Annotated in this window: 17 protein-coding genes; 4 read left to right on the forward strand and 13 right to left on the reverse strand. The window is 65.1% G+C overall.

Features of this window, described 5'->3' with window-relative positions:
- Positions 1 to 2: 2 nt before the first annotated feature.
- The gene (gene rpoE / locus GPA22_RS10810) at positions 3 to 602 is read right to left on the reverse strand and encodes an RNA polymerase sigma factor RpoE (RefSeq protein ID WP_121429434.1); all 600 of its coding nucleotides are present in this window, start codon (positions 600 to 602) and stop codon (positions 3 to 5) included.
- A 224-nt stretch (positions 603 to 826) separates the two neighbouring features.
- Here rpoE and nadB point away from each other — a divergent pair, with 224 nt between their 5' ends.
- Positions 827 to 2,413 (forward strand): L-aspartate oxidase, encoded by a 1,587-nt coding sequence (gene nadB, locus GPA22_RS10815; protein ID WP_169256084.1) that lies wholly within the window; start codon positions 827 to 829, stop codon positions 2,411 to 2,413.
- A 27-nt stretch (positions 2,414 to 2,440) separates the two neighbouring features.
- Here the strand turns inward: nadB and GPA22_RS10820 are convergent, their stop codons facing one another.
- From GPA22_RS10820 to GPA22_RS10860, 9 genes are all read right to left on the reverse strand, one after another.
- Positions 2,441 to 2,935, reverse strand: a complete 495-nt coding sequence (locus GPA22_RS10820) for a protein YgfX (RefSeq protein ID WP_169256085.1) — start codon at positions 2,933 to 2,935, stop codon at positions 2,441 to 2,443.
- 19 nt (positions 2,936 to 2,954) lie between these two features.
- Positions 2,955 to 4,193: a beta-ketoacyl-ACP synthase II gene (fabF, locus tag GPA22_RS10825; RefSeq protein WP_169256086.1), complete on the reverse strand. Its 1,239-nt coding sequence runs from the start codon at positions 4,191 to 4,193 to the stop codon at positions 2,955 to 2,957.
- A gap of 21 nt (positions 4,194 to 4,214) precedes the next feature.
- The gene (gene acpP, locus GPA22_RS10830) at positions 4,215 to 4,454 is read right to left on the reverse strand and encodes an acyl carrier protein (RefSeq protein WP_004255952.1); all 240 of its coding nucleotides are present in this window, start codon (positions 4,452 to 4,454) and stop codon (positions 4,215 to 4,217) included.
- 93 nt (positions 4,455 to 4,547) lie between these two features.
- On the reverse strand, positions 4,548 to 5,297 hold the full coding sequence (gene fabG / locus GPA22_RS10835) for a 3-oxoacyl-ACP reductase FabG (RefSeq protein ID WP_169256087.1): 750 nt from the start codon (positions 5,295 to 5,297) through the stop codon (positions 4,548 to 4,550).
- A gap of 5 nt (positions 5,298 to 5,302) precedes the next feature.
- Positions 5,303 to 6,232, reverse strand: a complete 930-nt coding sequence (gene fabD / locus GPA22_RS10840) for an ACP S-malonyltransferase (RefSeq protein WP_169256088.1) — start codon at positions 6,230 to 6,232, stop codon at positions 5,303 to 5,305.
- A gap of 15 nt (positions 6,233 to 6,247) precedes the next feature.
- On the reverse strand, positions 6,248 to 7,213 hold the full coding sequence (locus GPA22_RS10845) for a beta-ketoacyl-ACP synthase III (RefSeq protein WP_169256089.1): 966 nt from the start codon (positions 7,211 to 7,213) through the stop codon (positions 6,248 to 6,250).
- On the reverse strand, positions 7,210 to 8,223 hold the full coding sequence (plsX, locus tag GPA22_RS10850; RefSeq protein ID WP_169256090.1) for a phosphate acyltransferase PlsX: 1,014 nt from the start codon (positions 8,221 to 8,223) through the stop codon (positions 7,210 to 7,212). Before plsX ends, GPA22_RS10845 begins: the two co-directional genes overlap by 4 nt.
- Before the next feature lie 86 nt (positions 8,224 to 8,309).
- Positions 8,310 to 8,489, reverse strand: coding sequence for a 50S ribosomal protein L32 (gene rpmF / locus GPA22_RS10855; RefSeq protein WP_018992335.1), 180 nt, complete (start codon positions 8,487 to 8,489; stop codon positions 8,310 to 8,312).
- Between the two features lie 27 nt (positions 8,490 to 8,516).
- Entirely contained in the window at positions 8,517 to 9,020 is a 504-nt protein-coding gene (locus tag GPA22_RS10860) for a YceD family protein (RefSeq protein WP_169256091.1), read from the reverse strand.
- A gap of 135 nt (positions 9,021 to 9,155) precedes the next feature.
- Here GPA22_RS10860 and GPA22_RS10865 point away from each other — a divergent pair, with 135 nt between their 5' ends.
- Both GPA22_RS10865 and GPA22_RS10870 read left to right on the forward strand, forming a co-directional pair.
- Positions 9,156 to 9,731, forward strand: a complete 576-nt coding sequence (locus GPA22_RS10865; RefSeq protein WP_169256092.1) for a Maf family protein — start codon at positions 9,156 to 9,158, stop codon at positions 9,729 to 9,731.
- Positions 9,728 to 10,447, forward strand: a complete 720-nt coding sequence (locus GPA22_RS10870; RefSeq protein ID WP_169256093.1) for an SAM-dependent methyltransferase — start codon at positions 9,728 to 9,730, stop codon at positions 10,445 to 10,447. Before GPA22_RS10865 ends, GPA22_RS10870 begins: the two co-directional genes overlap by 4 nt.
- Positions 10,448 to 10,456: 9 nt before the next feature.
- Here the strand turns inward: GPA22_RS10870 and GPA22_RS10875 are convergent, their stop codons facing one another.
- From GPA22_RS10875 to GPA22_RS10885, 3 genes are read right to left on the reverse strand one after another with little or no spacing between them, the layout of a single operon-like run.
- Positions 10,457 to 11,113, reverse strand: a complete 657-nt coding sequence (locus tag GPA22_RS10875; protein ID WP_169256094.1) for an HAD-IA family hydrolase — start codon at positions 11,111 to 11,113, stop codon at positions 10,457 to 10,459.
- Complete coding sequence (locus GPA22_RS10880) at positions 11,106 to 12,065, reverse strand: RluA family pseudouridine synthase (protein ID WP_169256095.1); 960 nt, start codon at positions 12,063 to 12,065, stop codon at positions 11,106 to 11,108. Before GPA22_RS10880 ends, GPA22_RS10875 begins: the two co-directional genes overlap by 8 nt.
- Positions 12,062 to 12,457 carry a hypothetical protein gene (locus GPA22_RS10885; RefSeq protein WP_169256096.1) on the reverse strand — a complete coding sequence of 132 codons (396 nt, stop codon included), beginning with the start codon at positions 12,455 to 12,457 and terminating at the stop codon, positions 12,062 to 12,064. Before GPA22_RS10885 ends, GPA22_RS10880 begins: the two co-directional genes overlap by 4 nt.
- On the opposite strand from GPA22_RS10885, the gene GPA22_RS10890 reads away from it, so the two are divergent.
- Entirely contained in the window at positions 12,447 to 15,347 is a 2,901-nt protein-coding gene (locus tag GPA22_RS10890) for an Rne/Rng family ribonuclease (RefSeq protein ID WP_169256097.1), read from the forward strand. The two genes, GPA22_RS10885 and GPA22_RS10890, sit on opposite strands and share 11 nt — an antisense overlap.
- The last annotated feature ends 46 nt before the right edge of the window (positions 15,348 to 15,393 follow it).

The following is a 15,393-nucleotide window of genomic DNA, read 5'->3' on the forward strand; positions in this document are numbered from 1 at the left end:
ACCTACCAACGTTTATCAGGTGCCGTGTCCAGCAGCGGCCGCAGTCTTTCCGCAATGGCCTCGCGCGCGCGGAAGATCCGCGAACGCACGGTTCCGATCGGACAATCCATGATGCTCGCGATCTCCTCGTAGCTCAGTCCTTCGAGCTCCCTGAGCATGATCGCCGTACGCAATTCCTCCGGCAGCGCCTCCATCGCCTGATCCACCGTCTGGCCGATCTGCCGCGTCATCATCAGACGCTCAGGCGTGTTGATGTCACGCAACTGCTCGCCTTCCTCGAACGTCTCGGCTTCCTCCGAATCGAACCCCGTCGAGGTCGGAGCCCGTCGGCCCTGTGAAACCAGATAGTTCTTGGCGGTATTGATTCCGATACGGTAAAGCCACGTGTAAAACGCACTGTCGCCACGAAACGAACCCAAGGCGCGATATGCCTTGATGAAGGTTTCCTGGGCCACGTCTTCGACCTCTGCCGAATCACGGATCAGACGGGACAGCAGCCTGTGCAGCTTGCGTTGGTACTTGGCTACCAGCAAGCCGAACGCCTGCTTGTCGCCGCGCTGAACGCGTTCGACAAGCTGCTGATCTATCTCGCGATCGCTCATGGGCGGGTCGTTTCTCTATGTTGGGCAAAATCCGCGCCAGTATAGCGACCCGACCGTGTCTCCGGCAAAGTCGAAGCTAATCAGAAGACCGGCACGCCTTGAAATAGTTCAGAGCCCAGAGGGGTTTTCCGTGATGCACAAAACGCTGCCGGGGCGGGCGTTCCGGAACGCTACGACGGACGTGATATAGTTCCCCACCTGTCGATCCTTTTGCACAAACGATCTTGTCAAAACAATACGACGTACTCATCCTCGGCAGCGGTGCGGCCGGGCAGTCCATTGCACTGCGCCTCGCAGACCGCCTCCGCGTCGCCCTCGTCACCAAACGCGCAATTTCCGACAGTGCCAGCGCATGGGCGCAAGGGGGCATTGCTGCCGTCCTCGACACCTCGGACAGCATCGAAGCCCACATCCAGGACACCTTCATCGCGGGCGGCGGCCTGTGCGACGCGAAGGCCACGCGCTATGTCGTCGAACACGGCAAGGCGGCCATCGAATGGCTGATCGGACGCGGCGTCCCCTTCACGCGCGAGGACCAGTCGAGCCTCGGCTATCACCTCACACGCGAAGGCGGCCACTCGCACCGGCGCATCATTCACGCCGCCGACGCCACCGGCGCGGCAGTCCAGGCGACGCTCAGCGAACAGGTGAGCAAGCATCCGAACATCGAGATTCTCGAGAACCACATCGCCGTCGACCTCGTGCTCGGCGACAAGATCGGCGAGCCCGGCCGGGGCTGCCTCGGCGCCTACGTGTTCGACATTGCCGCGAACCGCGTGGTCACGATCGGCGCTCACAACACCGTCATTGCCACGGGCGGCGCCGGCAAGGTCTACCTGTATACGACGAACCCGAGCGTAGCGACAGGCGACGGCATCGCGATGGCGTGGCGCGCCGGCTGCCGCGTCGCAAACATGGAGTTCATCCAGTTCCACCCGACCTGCCTGTACCACCCGCAAGCGAAGTCCTTCCTGATTTCGGAAGCAGTGCGCGGCGAAGGCGGACTGCTCAGACTTCCCGACGGCACGCGATTCATGCCCGCACACGATCCACGTGCGGAACTCGCGCCCCGCGACATCGTCGCCCGTGCGATCGACTTCGAGATGAAGAGGCACGGCATCGACTGCGTCTACCTCGACATCAGTCACAAGCCCGCCGAGTGGCTGCGCGAACACTTCCCGAACATCCATGCGCGCTGCCTGGAACTCGGTATCGACATCACGCGCGAGGGGATTCCCGTCGTGCCGGCGGCGCACTATACGTGCGGCGGCATCGTCACCGACCTCGCCGCACGCACCGACGTACCGGGCCTTTACTCCGTCGGCGAATCCGCCTACACCGGTCTGCACGGCGCCAACCGTCTTGCCAGCAACTCGCTCCTCGAATGCCTGGTTTTCGGTGAAGCCGCGGCCAACGACATCCTCTCCCGACCGCGCAACGCCCTGCCGAAGCTCCCCGAGTGGGACGAGAGCCGGGTGACCGACGCCGACGAGGAAGTCGTCATTTCACACAACTGGGCCGAACTGCGGCGTTTCATGTGGGATTACGTCGGCATCGTGCGCACGACGAAGCGACTGCAGCGCGCACAACACCGCATCCGGCTGCTGGCGCGGGAGATCAACGAGTTCTATTCGCACTTCCGCGTCAGCAACGATCTGCTCGAACTCCGCAACCTCGTCGTCACCGCCGACCTCATCGTGCGCTGTGCCCTGCGTCGGAAGGAGAGTCGCGGCCTGCACAGCTCGCGCGACTACCCGGACACGCTCCCGGTCGCACGTCCCACCGTATTGCGACCGTCGCGCCGGCGCTGAACGCGGAAACTCCCCGAACCGCCGGGGTCAGGACGGGCGCCGTGCCGGAGCATCGTCTCCGGGCGTGCGCGTCTGCGCCGCGTCCACCTTGTGCCTGAGCCAGATCTTCAGGCCGCGCCAGTCATCCTGACCCAGATTGTCTCGCACGAGCATCATTGCACCATTCAGGAGCCTGGCCCGGGCCCCTCTGACGCGCGCGCCGCGCCAGTGAATCCACACCGCCCAACCGAAATCGGCGCAGCTTCCCGCGGCGTTGGCATAGACCACGCGACGCCGGTCCCCACCTGGCGGAGCAACGCGTAGCTCGCCGCCCTCTTCCAGCAGCAGCCGCAAGCCGGCCTTCTCGCGCTCGGCGCCGATGCTTGCCCGTAGCGAGACCATGAGCCAGCCAACGGCCGCGATCACCAGCAGCAGTGGCAGCGACGAGCGCACAAATGCAAACGCCGCGATCGCATGGATCGCGGCGTTCGTCATGTGCATCAGCCTCGACGGCCGAAGCTCGATTTCCAGCGGATAGCGCACCGGCTACCGCATCCCCAGATCAGATGCGGCGGAACGCGATCGTTCCGTTGGTGCCACCGAAGCCGAACGAATTCGACAGCGCCGCCCGGATTTCCATCGGCCGTGCCTTGTTGGCCACGTAGTCGAGGTCGCAGCCCTCGTCCTGCTCGAAGATGTTGATCGTCGGCGGTGCGATCTGGTGATGCAGGGCCAGCGTCGTGAAGACCGCCTCGACACCGCCGGCAGCACCCAGCAGGTGGCCGGTCATCGATTTCGTCGAATTGACCGCTATCGACTTCGCACGATCGCCGAAACAACGCTTCACTGCCGTCGTTTCCGCGAGGTCGCCCAGCGGCGTCGACGTGCCGTGCGCGTTGATGTAGTCGACTTCGTCGAGCGACATGCCGGCATCACGCATCGCATTGGTCATGCAGCGCGCTGCGCCGTTGCCGTCCTCGCACGGAGCGGTCATGTGGTACGCATCGGCGCTCATGCCGTAGCCGACGACTTCGGCATAGATCTTCGCGCCACGCGCCTTCGCATGCTCGTACTCTTCGAGCACCAGCACACCGGCGCCTTCGCCCAGCACGAAGCCGTCCCGACCCTTGTCCCACGGGCGGCTCGCCGTCTGCGGGTCGTCATTGCGCGTGGAGAGCGCGCGGGCGGAAGCGAAGCCGCCAACCGCCAGCGGCGTCACGGTCGACTCGGCGCCCCCCGCGACCATCACGTCGGCATCGCCGTACTGGATGAGGCGAGCGGCCTCACCGATGCAGTGCGTTGCGGTCGTGCAGGCGGTCACCATCGCCAGGCAGGGCCCCTTCAGGCCGAACATGATCGACAGGTTGCCGGCGATCATGTTGATGATGGTGCCCGGGATGAAGAACGGGGAAATCTTGCGCGCCCCGGCCTTCAGGTAATCGTCGTGGGTCGATTCGATCATCGGCAGACCGCCGATGCCCGAACCCAGGTTGACGCCGATGCGCTCGGCGTTCTCGGCGGTAACCTCCAGCCCGGCATCCTTGAACGCCTGGATGCCGGCAGCCATGCCGTAATGGATGAACACATCCATGCGGCGGGCCTCTTTTGGCGAGAGATACGCGCCGATGTCGAACCCCTTCACTTCACCGGCAATCTTCACCGGGAAGTTGGAGGTATCGAAGCGCGTGATCTCGCCGATACCGGAGCGGCCGTTGACGATGTTGTCCCAGGCCTCCGGAACGGTATTGCCGACCGGGGAGATGATGCCCAGGCCAGTAATGACGACTCTGCGACGGGTCAATGTTCGCTCCGGTAATCAGAATTACTTCTTCAGGTGGGCGTTGACGTAGTCAATCGCCTGCTGAACCGTGGTGATCTTCTCAGCTTCCTCGTCCGGGATTTCGCACTCGAACTCTTCCTCGAGCGCCATGACCAGTTCCACGGTATCCAGCGAATCCGCGCCCAGATCGTCGACGAACGAGGACTCGATCTTGATTTCCGACTCGTTCACACCAAGTTGTTCGGCGACAATTTTCTTGACGCGCTGCTCGATGTTCTCCATGAACTAACTCCTTCCCAGAATGATCCAGATATGTAAGAAAAAAAGCCGGCGTATTCTACCAAAAAGGACGGCAACCGCTATCGCCGCCGGCGATCACGACATGTACATACCACCGTTGACGTGCAGGGTCGTGCCCGTCACGTACGCGGCAGCGGGCGAGGCGAGGAATGCCACCGCCCCGGCGATTTCTTCCGGACGGCCAAGGCGTCCGAGCGCGATATTGCCCAGCAGGGCTTCACGCGCGGCTTCAGGCAGCGCGCGGGTCATATCGGTGTCGATGAAGCCGGGCGCCACGCAATTCACGGTGATGTTGCGGCTGCCCAGCTCGCGCGCCAGCGCGCGGCTCATGCCGGCGACACCGGCCTTCGCCGCCGCGTAGTTCGCCTGTCCCGGGTTGCCGGCGCTGCCGACGACCGACGTGATGTTGATGATGCGGCCGCCGCGCGCCTTCATCATGCCGCGCATGACGAGCCGCGACATGCGGAACACCGCCTTCAGATTGGTGTCGATGACGGCATCCCACTCGTCGTCCTTCATGCGCATGGCGAGGTTGTCACGCGTGATGCCCGCATTGTTCACGAGGATCCCGACGGCGCCGAAGCGCTTCTCGATGTCGCCGATCGCCGCTTCGCAGGCAGCCACGTCGGTGACATTCAGCGCCAGCCCGACCCCCTTGACGCCGGCCTCCTGCAGACCCGTTTCGATGTCCGCGGCGCCGGACTCCGAGGTCGCGGTACCGATGACGGTCGCACCGAGGCGCCCCAGTTCGAGGGCCACAGCCCGGCCGATTCCCCGGGAAGCACCGGTAACGAGGGCCACCTGCCCTTCGAGCGAAAAACTCATTGAAATCACCTCAAGGCGGCAATGGATTGTTCGAGACCGGCGGCATCGTGGATCGATCCGCCCTGGACCTCACCCGCGATCCGCTTGGTCATGCCTGCGAGGACCTTGCCCGGGCCGCACTCGAGGATGTGGCCCATGCCACGCCGCGCCATTTCCTGAACGAGTTCGATCCAGCGCACCGGCGAGAAGGCCTGACGCACCAGTGCGTCGCGGATCTTTGCCGGGTCGTCGTAGGCTGCGACATCGACGTTGTTGAGCACGGCAATCCCGGGCTTGCCGATCGCCACCGACGCGAGACGCTCGGCAAGGCGCTCGGCGGCCGGTTTCATCAGCGCGCAGTGGAAAGGCGCGCTCACCGGCAGCAGCATCGCGCGCTTGGCGCCACGCGCCTTCGCAGCTTCGATTGCGCGCTCGACCGCCGCCCTGGCGCCGGCGATCACGATCTGGCCCGGCGCGTTCAGGTTGGCAGCCTCCACCACTTCGCCCTGTGCGGCCTCGGCGCAGGCCTCCCGAACGGCCTCCACTTCCAGCCCCAGCAACGCGGCCATGCCGCCTTCGCCGGCCGGCACGGCTTCCTGCATCGCCTGCGCGCGGAAACGCACGAGCGGCACCGCATCGGCAAAGGCCAGCGCCCCCGCGGCGACGAGCGCGGAATACTCGCCGAGACTGTGGCCGGCCACCAGCTGCGGCTTCGGGCCGCCTGCGGCGAGCCATGCACGATAGGCGGCGACACCGGCGGTCAGCATCAGGGGCTGTGTATTGACGGTGAGCGCCAGACGCTCGGCGGGCCCGTCATTGACCATCTGCCAGAGATCCTCGCCGAGCGCGTCCGACGCCTCGGCAAAGGTGTCGCGGATCTCGGCGCGGTCACCGTAACCTGCCATCATTCCCACGGATTGGGAACCCTGTCCCGGAAACACCAGTGCAAAAGCCATTGTTCTTGTCCTGTCTCAGAATTGGAGCAGCGCGGCGCCCCAGGTAAAGCCTCCGCCGACGCCTTCGATCACGATTCGCTGCCCCGAACGGATACGCCCGTCACGAACGGCCAGATCGAGCGCGAGCGGGATCGAGGCGGCGGACGTGTTGCCGTGGCGGTCGACCGTGGTGATCACCTTGTCCATCGGCACGCCGAGCCGTTTGGCGGTCGCCTGGATGATGCGGATGTTCGCCTGGTGCGGGATCAGCCAATCCACCTGCCCGGCCTCGACACCAGCCTGCGCCAGCACCTCGTGTGCGACTTCGCCCAGCACCTTCACGGCGAACTTGAACACGGCCTGACCGTCCATGCGCAGGAACGGATCCCCGATCACCTGCCCCGCGGCGACGGCGCCCGGCACGCAGAGGATCGGATGATGGCTGCCGTCCGCATGCAGGGAGGTCGACAGGACCCCCGGCGCGTCCGAAGCCTCGAGCACGACAGCTCCAGCACCGTCACCGAACAGCACACAGGTACCGCGATCCGACCAATCGAGGATGCGCGAGAACACTTCGGCGCCCACCACCAGGGCGCGCTTGTGGCTGCCGGAGCGGATGAACTTCTCCGCGATCGTCAAGCCGTAAACAAAACCGGTGCACACGGCCTGCACGTCGAACGCAGCGGCACCATTGCGAATGCCGAGCTTTGACTGAAGCAGCGTCGCGGTGCTCGGGAAGATGCAGTCGGGCGTGGACGTCGCAACAATGAGAAGATCAATGTCTTCCGGCTGGAGTCCGGCAGCCTCGATGGCGCGACGGCTCGCTTCGCAGGCGAGATCGCTCGAAGTGACCTCCGGAGCGGCCAGATGGCGCATGCGGATGCCTGTACGCTCGACAATCCACTGGTCCGACGTATCGATGCCACGCGCCACCAGATCGTCGTTGCTGACCGGATCGCCCGGCAGGAAGCTTCCGGTGCCGGCGATTCGTGCATAGATCATGCTGCTCTCCCCATTGCCACCATGCGCTCGCTGATGCGCTCAACCAGACGGTTGGATGCAGCCTCGGCAGCCCGGTGAATGGCCTGCTCGAACGCATAGACGTCGGCAGAGCCATGACTCTTGACCACCACGCCGCGCAGACCGACGAGGGCGGCGCCGTTGTAGCGACGGTGATCGACGCGATTCTTGAAGCGCTTGAGCGCAGGCATCGCAACGACCGCCATTGCCTTCGTCAGCAGGTTCCGGCTGAATTCTTCCTTGAGGAACGCTGCGAGCATCTGCGCGAGCCCTTCGGATGTCTTCAGGGCCACATTGCCGACAAAGCCGTCGCACACGACGACATCGGTGGTTCCCTTGTAGATGTCGTCCCCTTCCACATTGCCGTAGAAGTTCAGCCCACTCGTGCGAAGCAGTTCGCCCGCGCGCTTGACGACATCGTTACCCTTGATCGCCTCTTCGCCGATGTTGAGCAGGCCGACGGACGGACGGTCCATGTGCTCGACCGCCGACACCAGCATCGCCCCCATGATACCGAACTGAAGCAGGTGCTCGGGCTCGCAATCGACGTTGGCACCGAGATCGAGGACGTACACCTGCCCCTTGCGCGTCGGCAGGATCGTGGCAATCGCAGGCCGATCGATACCGTCGAGCGTCTTGAGGACAAAACGCGAGATCGCCATCAGGGCGCCGGTGTTTCCTGCAGAGACTGCCGCCTGGGCCTTGCCGGCCTTGACGAGGTCCACCGCCACACGCATCGACGAATCCTTCTTCGTGCGCATGGCGATTGCGGGAGGGTCGTCCATCTCGACGACCTCGGACGCCACCTGGGCGGACAGGCGATCGCCGAAACCATTGCCGATCGCGGCGACAGCCTGTTCGAGCGCGTCCGGGCGCCCGACCAGAATCACCTTCGCCGCGGGATGGTTACGCAGAAAGGCCTGCGCAGCCGGCACCGTCACGGACGGGCCATGATCGCCACCCATGCAATCTATCGCAACGGTGACACCCATCGTGTTTTCGTGCAATTCGAACAGGGAATCGGGATGAAAAAACGGCGCAGGCGCCCGAAGCGCTGCGCCGCCTTGAGGGACCGGACTTATTCGCCCTTGGTCTTGACGACTTTCTTGCCGCGATACACACCGCTCGGGCTGATGTGATGACGCAGATGAACTTCGCCGGTGGTCGCTTCGACCGCGAGCGGGGGGTTGGTCAGGAAGTCGTGGGCACGATGCATGCCACGCTTGGAGGGGGATTTTTTGTTCTGCTGAACGGCCATGAAAAACTCCTAGTACAAATATCGCGCCTATTCCGCGCTGTCAGTCTTGCGTAACTTCTCAAGCGACGCGAACGGCGATTCCTTTACGGCGCCACCATCCGGGCGGGGCGCCTCACACTCTTCATGCCGAGGCGCGATTGGCACCGCCAGCACGATCTCATCCTCTACCAACGCCCTCACATCCATGTCGGGCGTCGCTTCAATCGCATCGAACTCGTCTTCTTCCAGCTCGTCTTCCGGGATCGGCTGACCGGGCCTCACCAGCTCGAACAACACATCCACCCCGAGAGGCCACGCCATCGAACTAAGGCAACGCTGGCAGCGCACGCGCAACTCGCCGGTAATGGCGAGCCGCATGCGAGGCTTGCGATCGATGCCCATCTCGCCGGCCAGACTGAACTGCACCTCGCCGGACTTGTCCAGCAGCACGTCGGCCAAGCGCGACAATTCAGCCAGCGGAATGGCACCGGTCAGGCTGCGGCCTTCGGCTGCGAACTTGAACGGATCCGGAATAACGCTTCGTTGCGGCATAAGGGGCGCATGATATTATTTTCGGCTTCCCCTGTCAAAAGCACCGACACTCCTGTTTTCAAGGGCTTGCGCTGCCGGCCGGACTGCGCTGCGGCGGAATGGACCGGCCGTTGCGCCAACAACCTCTTATCGACCATGAAACTCGTACTCGCCTCGACTTCCGCCTATCGCCGCATGCTGCTCGAACGCTTCCAGACGCCGTTCGAAACCGCAAGCCCCCAGGTGGACGAAACCCCGCTGCCCGGCGAAACGCCGCCCGCCACCGCTGACCGCCTCTCGATCGAAAAGGCACGCGCCGTCGCCCGCAATTACACCGACGCGCTCGTGATCGGCAGCGACCAGGTCGCTCACATCGGCGCAGAGATTTTCGGCAAACCCGGCACCATCGAGCGGGCGATCGACCAGCTGCGCCGCATGAGCGGCCAGGCGGTGACCTTCCACACGGCACTCGCCGTGGTCAACACGCGCACCGGGCAGGTACGCAGCGAGAGCGTCCCGACCTTTGTCCGCTTCCGCGAGCTCGGCGACGAGGAGATCCGGCGCTATGTCGACAAGGAGCGCCCTCTCGACTGTGCCGGAAGTGCCAAATCGGAAGGGCTCGGCATCACGCTGCTCGAGTCGCTGTCCGGCGACGACCCGACCGCCCTCATCGGCCTTCCGCTCATCGCCCTGTCGCGCCTCCTGCGCGCGGAAGGCCTGCAGCTCCCATGAGTACGCACCGCGGCTCGCTTTTCCTCGTTCCGGTAAGCCTGGGCGACACCACCTGCGAGCACATCCTCCCGCGCGATGTGGTGCAGATCGCGCGCGGGATCCGCCACTTCGTCGTCGAGAACGCCAAGACCGCGCGCGCCGAGCTGAAGCGCCTCGGACACCCCGACCCGTTGCGCGAGCTCGACATCCAGCCGCTACCCGAGAAGGACGATGCTGCGTCGCTCGACGCCCTGCTTGCGCCGGCCTTCGCGGGACAGGACATCGGCCTGATGTCGGAAGCGGGGTGCCCCGCGGTCGCGGATCCAGGCGCGCGACTGGTCGCACGGGCGCACGCACGGGGCATTTCGGTGCGTCCGCTGGTCGGACCGTCGTCGATTCTCCTCGCCCTGATGGCGTCCGGCCTGAACGGCCAGAGCTTCGCGTTCAACGGCTACCTGCCCGTTTCGGAGCCGGAACGCGACAGCCGCATCCGGCAGCTCGAGGACGAATCGCGCCGTCAGCAACGAACGCAGATCTTCATCGAAACCCCCTACCGCAACGACCGGATGTTCGACGCGCTGCTGGCGATCTGCCGACCGACGACGCGCCTCTGCGTCGCGCGGGAGCTGACGACGGCCAACGAATGGATCGGCAGCGCGAGCATTGCCGACTGGCGCAAGGAGCCAAAGCCCGAACTCGCGAAACGGCCGGCCCTGTTCCTGGTCCTGGCGGACTGACCTGCGCTTTCAGACGTTCTCGCGGAGCCACAGCGCCAGCTCCGCTGGCGAGTCGATCAGACCGACCACTTCCTCGCCCTCCAGAACCGATCTCGGATGAGCGCCGAAGGCCACGCCGAGCCCTGCGACCCCCGCATTCCTCGCCATCTGCAGATCGTGGGTGGTGTCGCCGATCATCAGCGTGCGTTCCTTCACGACACCAAGCTCGTCCATGATCTCCTCGAGCATCGCCGGGTGCGGCTTGGAGAAGCACTCGTCCGCACAGCGCGTACTGTCGAAGAACGGCCGGAGTCCGCTGCGCTCGAGCGCGCGATCGAGCCCGAGCCGGCTCTTCCCCGTCGCCACCGCCAGCATGCGACCGGCAGCGGCGAGTTCCTCGATCATTTCGTATGCTCCGGGGAACAGGGACAGATCGTGATCCCGTGACAGGTAGTGATAGCGGTAGCGCTCTGCCATCCTGGGGTAATCGGCCTCGGGCAGTTCGGGCACCGCATGGCGCAACGCATCGACGAGACCGAGCCCGATGACATGCCGTGCGCGCGCCTCGGACGGCTCGGGAAGATTCAGGTCGCGCGATGCGGCGATGATGGCATGCACGATCGCGGCAGCCGAATCCATCAGGGTGCCGTCCCAGTCGAAAACAATGAGGTCGTAGCGATTAGCCATTCTTGCCTGACTCGGTTGCGTCCAGATGATCGACGAAGTTCTGCAGTTCATCGGGCAGAGGCGACTGCAATTCGATCGTCTCGCCCGTCAGCGGGTGCTTGAAGGAAAGATGGGCGGCGTGCAGGAACATCCGCTTCAATCCTTCCTGCTCCAGCGCCTTGTTGCGCGGAAAATCGCCGTACTTGTCATCACCGCACAGCGGGAAACCTAGGTGGGCGAGGTGCACACGGATCTGATGGGTGCGACCGGTCTTGAGTTCCACCTCGAGAAGACTGAAACGCGGCCAGCGCCTGACGAGCCGCACGATGCTGTGCGCGGGCTTGCCCTCGCCACTCACACGCACGCGGCGCTCGCCTTCGGCCGTCAGGTACTTGAACAGCGGCTCCTTCACGTGCTGCAACGGGTTGGCCCAGCGCCCCGGCACCAGCGTGAGGTAGCGCTTTTCCACGCGCCCCTCGCGCATCATGTCGTGCAGCGCGGTCAGCGCCGAGCGCTTCTTCGCGATGATCAGCAGCCCCGAGGTTTCGCGATCGATGCGATGCGCGAGTTCGAGCATGCGCGCTTCCGGCCGCTGGCTGCGCAACTGCTCGATGACACCGAAGCTCACGCCACTCCCCCCGTGCACCGCCTTGCCGGAGGGCTTGTCGATGACGATGAGGGCATCATCCTCATACACCACGGGCAGGGGCTTGCCGGCAGGCACCGCCGCCGGCGCGTTCGATTCCGCGACACGAACGGGAGGAATCCGCACCTCGTCGCCCAGCGCGAGACGGTAGGTCGGACCGACCCGCCCGCCATTCACGCGCACTTCGCCGCTGCGCAGGATCCGATAGACGTGGCTCTTCGGCACCCCCTTGCACACGCGCATGAGGTAGTTGTCTATCCGCTGCCCTGCCACCGAATCGTCCACGCGCTCACGTCGCACCGTGGCCGCTTTGCCTTGTGCCATCATCCTGAAATATACTTGCCGCCGGTCAGTCCCGGTCTGGTCGACGCCCCTCGCGCACCGATGCGGAGGAAAGCGCCCGACAGAGAGCCCCAGAAGAGCTCCCGGACAACCAAAACGTGCGTCGTTGCCGAAAAAGGCATCGATGGTAACGCAATCGACAATCTTCGATCCATTGGATTGAACAAAGACGCGTAACGCACCACCGCAGGATCAAGCGCTCCGGCCACGAAGGCGGGAGCGCGCGAAATTCGACCAGCCGACCCATCACAGCCTTTACCGACCGGAAAAAAGTAGAACAAACCTACCCGCTCCTGATCACGTAACAAGCGCGATGGTGCGCGCCGTTCGTCCTGCCCGTGGGTTTCGCGCGGGGGAACGAAATCAATGAAGCGCATGCTTTTCAATGCGACGCAGGCCGAGGAACTGCGCGTCGCAATCGTGGATGGTCAGAAACTGATCGACCTCGATATCGAATCGGCCGCCAAGGAACAACGCAAGAGCAACATCTACAAAGCCGTCATCACGCGCATCGAGCCCAGCCTCGAAGCGGCGTTCGTCGATTACGGCTCGGAGCGGCACGGATTCCTGCCGTTCAAGGAAATTTCCCGCTCCTACTTTGCCCCGGGCGTGGATGCCGGGAAGGCACGCATCCAGGATGCGCTGAAGGAAGGGCAGGAACTGATCGTCCAGGTCGAGAAGGACGAGCGCGGCAACAAGGGGGCTGCGCTCACCACCTATATCTCGCTCGCCGGACGTTACCTCGTCCTGATGCCGAACAATCCCCGCGGCGGCGGTGTGTCGCGGCGTGTCGAGGGTGACGAGCGCAGCGAGCTGCGCGAGGTGATGGATCAGCTCGAAGTGCCGCAGGGCATGAGCCTGATCGCACGCACGGCAGCCATCGGACGCAACGCCGAGGAGTTGCAGTGGGACCTCAACTACCTGCTGCAACTGTGGCGCGCCATCGACGGTGCAGCGCAGTCGCAATCGGGCGCCTTCCTGATCTACCAGGAAGGCAGCCTCGTGATCCGCGCGATCCGCGATTACTTCCAGCCGGATATCGGCGAGATCCTGATCGACACCGACGACGTGCACGATCAGGCGCGGCAGTTCATGGCCCACGTGATGCCGGGGAATGTGAACCGCGTGAAGCGTTACAGCGACGACGTGCCGCTGTTCTCGCGCTTCCAGATCGAGCATCAGATCGAATCGGCCTACTCGCGCCAGGTCAGCCTGCCGAGCGGCGGCGCGGTCGTGATCGACCACACGGAAGCCCTCGTCTCGATCGACGTGAACTCCGGCCGCTCGACAAAAGGCGCGGACATCGAGGAAACCGCCTTCCGCACCAACCTCGAAGCGGCGGAGGAGATCGCGCGCCAGCTTCGCCTGCGCGACCTGGGCGGCCTGATCGTCATCGACTTCATCGACATGGAGTCGCAGAAGAACCAGCGCGAGGTCGAGAACCGCCTGCGCGACGCACTGCGCCATGACCGCGCGCGAGTCCAGACGGGGAAAATCAGCCGCTTCGGCCTGCTGGAACTGTCGCGCCAGCGCCTGCGCCCCGCCCTCGCAGAGACCAGCTACATCCCCTGCCCGCGCTGCAACGGCACCGGCCATATCCGCAGCACCGAGTCGTCGGCGCTGCACATCCTGCGCATCCTCGAAGAGGAAGCGATGAAGGAAAATACGGGCGCCGTGCATCTGCAGGTGCCCGTGGATGTCGCGACCTTCCTGCTTAACGAGAAGCGCTCCGACATCGCGCATATCGAATACCGGCACAAGATCCAGCTCATCATCATCCCCAACCGCCATCTCGAGACGCCGCACCACGAGATCATCCGTCTGCGCCACGACCAGCTGAACCAGGAAGAGCTCACGCTGGCGAGCTACCAGATGGTCGGCAAGCCCCCGGCCGAAGTCGACCTGCGCCTGCCGACCAAGGACGACAAGAAGCCCGCGCGTGCAGAGGCCGTGGTGAAGGGTATTGCGCCCGCACAACCCGCGCCGGTGGTGGAGCCGAAGCCCGAAGCAGCGCCCGTTCCGGCCGCTCAGCCGGGCCTGATTGCCCGCCTGTTCTCCTGGCTGCGCGGCGAAAAGGCTGCGCCCGCCCCGCAACCCGTCGAGGAAGCACACCCCAAGCGCGAAGCGCGCCCGCGTGGCGAGCGTGGCGAAGGCCGGCGCGGCGGCAACGGACGCAACCGTCGTGAAGGTCAGCGCGGTGAACGCGAGGAATCCGCACAGACCGCCCGTAGCGGCGGACGGAGCGAACGGCCCGAACGCGCCGAGCGACCGGAGCGTGCCGAACGGCCCGAGCGTACTGAACGGCCGGAACGCGCAGAACGCCCCGAGCGTGCGGAACGTCCAGAGCGGGCCGAAGGCGCCGAACGCGGTGAAGGCCGCACCCGGCAGGGGCGCGCACCACGCCAGCCCAAGGCCGTCGAGGCGACGGAAGGCGCAGTGGCACTGCAGGTGGTCGACACGGCCGCCGCGGCAGCTGTTGCTCCGGGAGTGACCGACGCACCGGTCGCACCGGCCGGCGAGGAAGGTGCGCCCGAGAAGCGTCGCCGTCGCAGCCGTGGCCGTCGCGACCGCCGTACCGGTGAGGAGCAAGGCGCACTCGCTGCAAGCGCCGGCGCAGAAGCGATTGACGCGGAAGCTGCGAGTGAGGCGGCCCAGCCGGAGCAGCTCGCCGAGGCTGTCGCTGCCACCATCGCTGCAGGGACGCAACCGATCGTCGTCGCAGAAGCCGAAGCCCCCCTGCCGGTCGTTGCGAGCCCGGCCGAAGCCGTTCCCGCGGAGATCGAAGAGGCACCGATGCCGGTTCCTGCTGCCGTGACTGCGCCGGTCGAACCGGCCGCTGCCGAACTGCCCGCCGCGGCTGCGCAAGCCGTCGAGCCTGCGGAAGTGGCTGCCGAGCCGGTCATGCCGGCCGAGGAAGTCACCCCGACCCCCGAGGTCGTCGCGGCCGAGAACGAGATGCCGGCTCCTGTGGAAGTTCCTGCTGCGATCGCTCCGATCGTGGCCGCCGAACCGGTTGCCGCCGTCGAGCCGGTCGCCGTCGCCGAGGTATCGGAAGCCGCTCGGGCGCCGTCCGCGCCCATCGACCTTGGCAGCTCACTGGCCGACAGCGGGTTGGTGATGATCGAGACCAGCCGCGAGAAGGTTCAGGCCTTTGCCGAAGCACACGCCGAAGAGGCCCCTGCCCGCCCGCTCGGCCGACGCCCCCGCCCGCAGATCGTTATTGCGGACGAGCCCTTGCAGCAGGTGGAAACCCACAAGCCGCACTGATCTCCGGGTCACGATGCAACAGGGAGAGGGGCGTCCGGCGGGCGCC

This window comes from Aromatoleum toluvorans (assembly GCF_012910905.1).
GTDB classification, from domain to species: domain Bacteria; phylum Pseudomonadota; class Gammaproteobacteria; order Burkholderiales; family Rhodocyclaceae; genus Aromatoleum; species Aromatoleum toluvorans.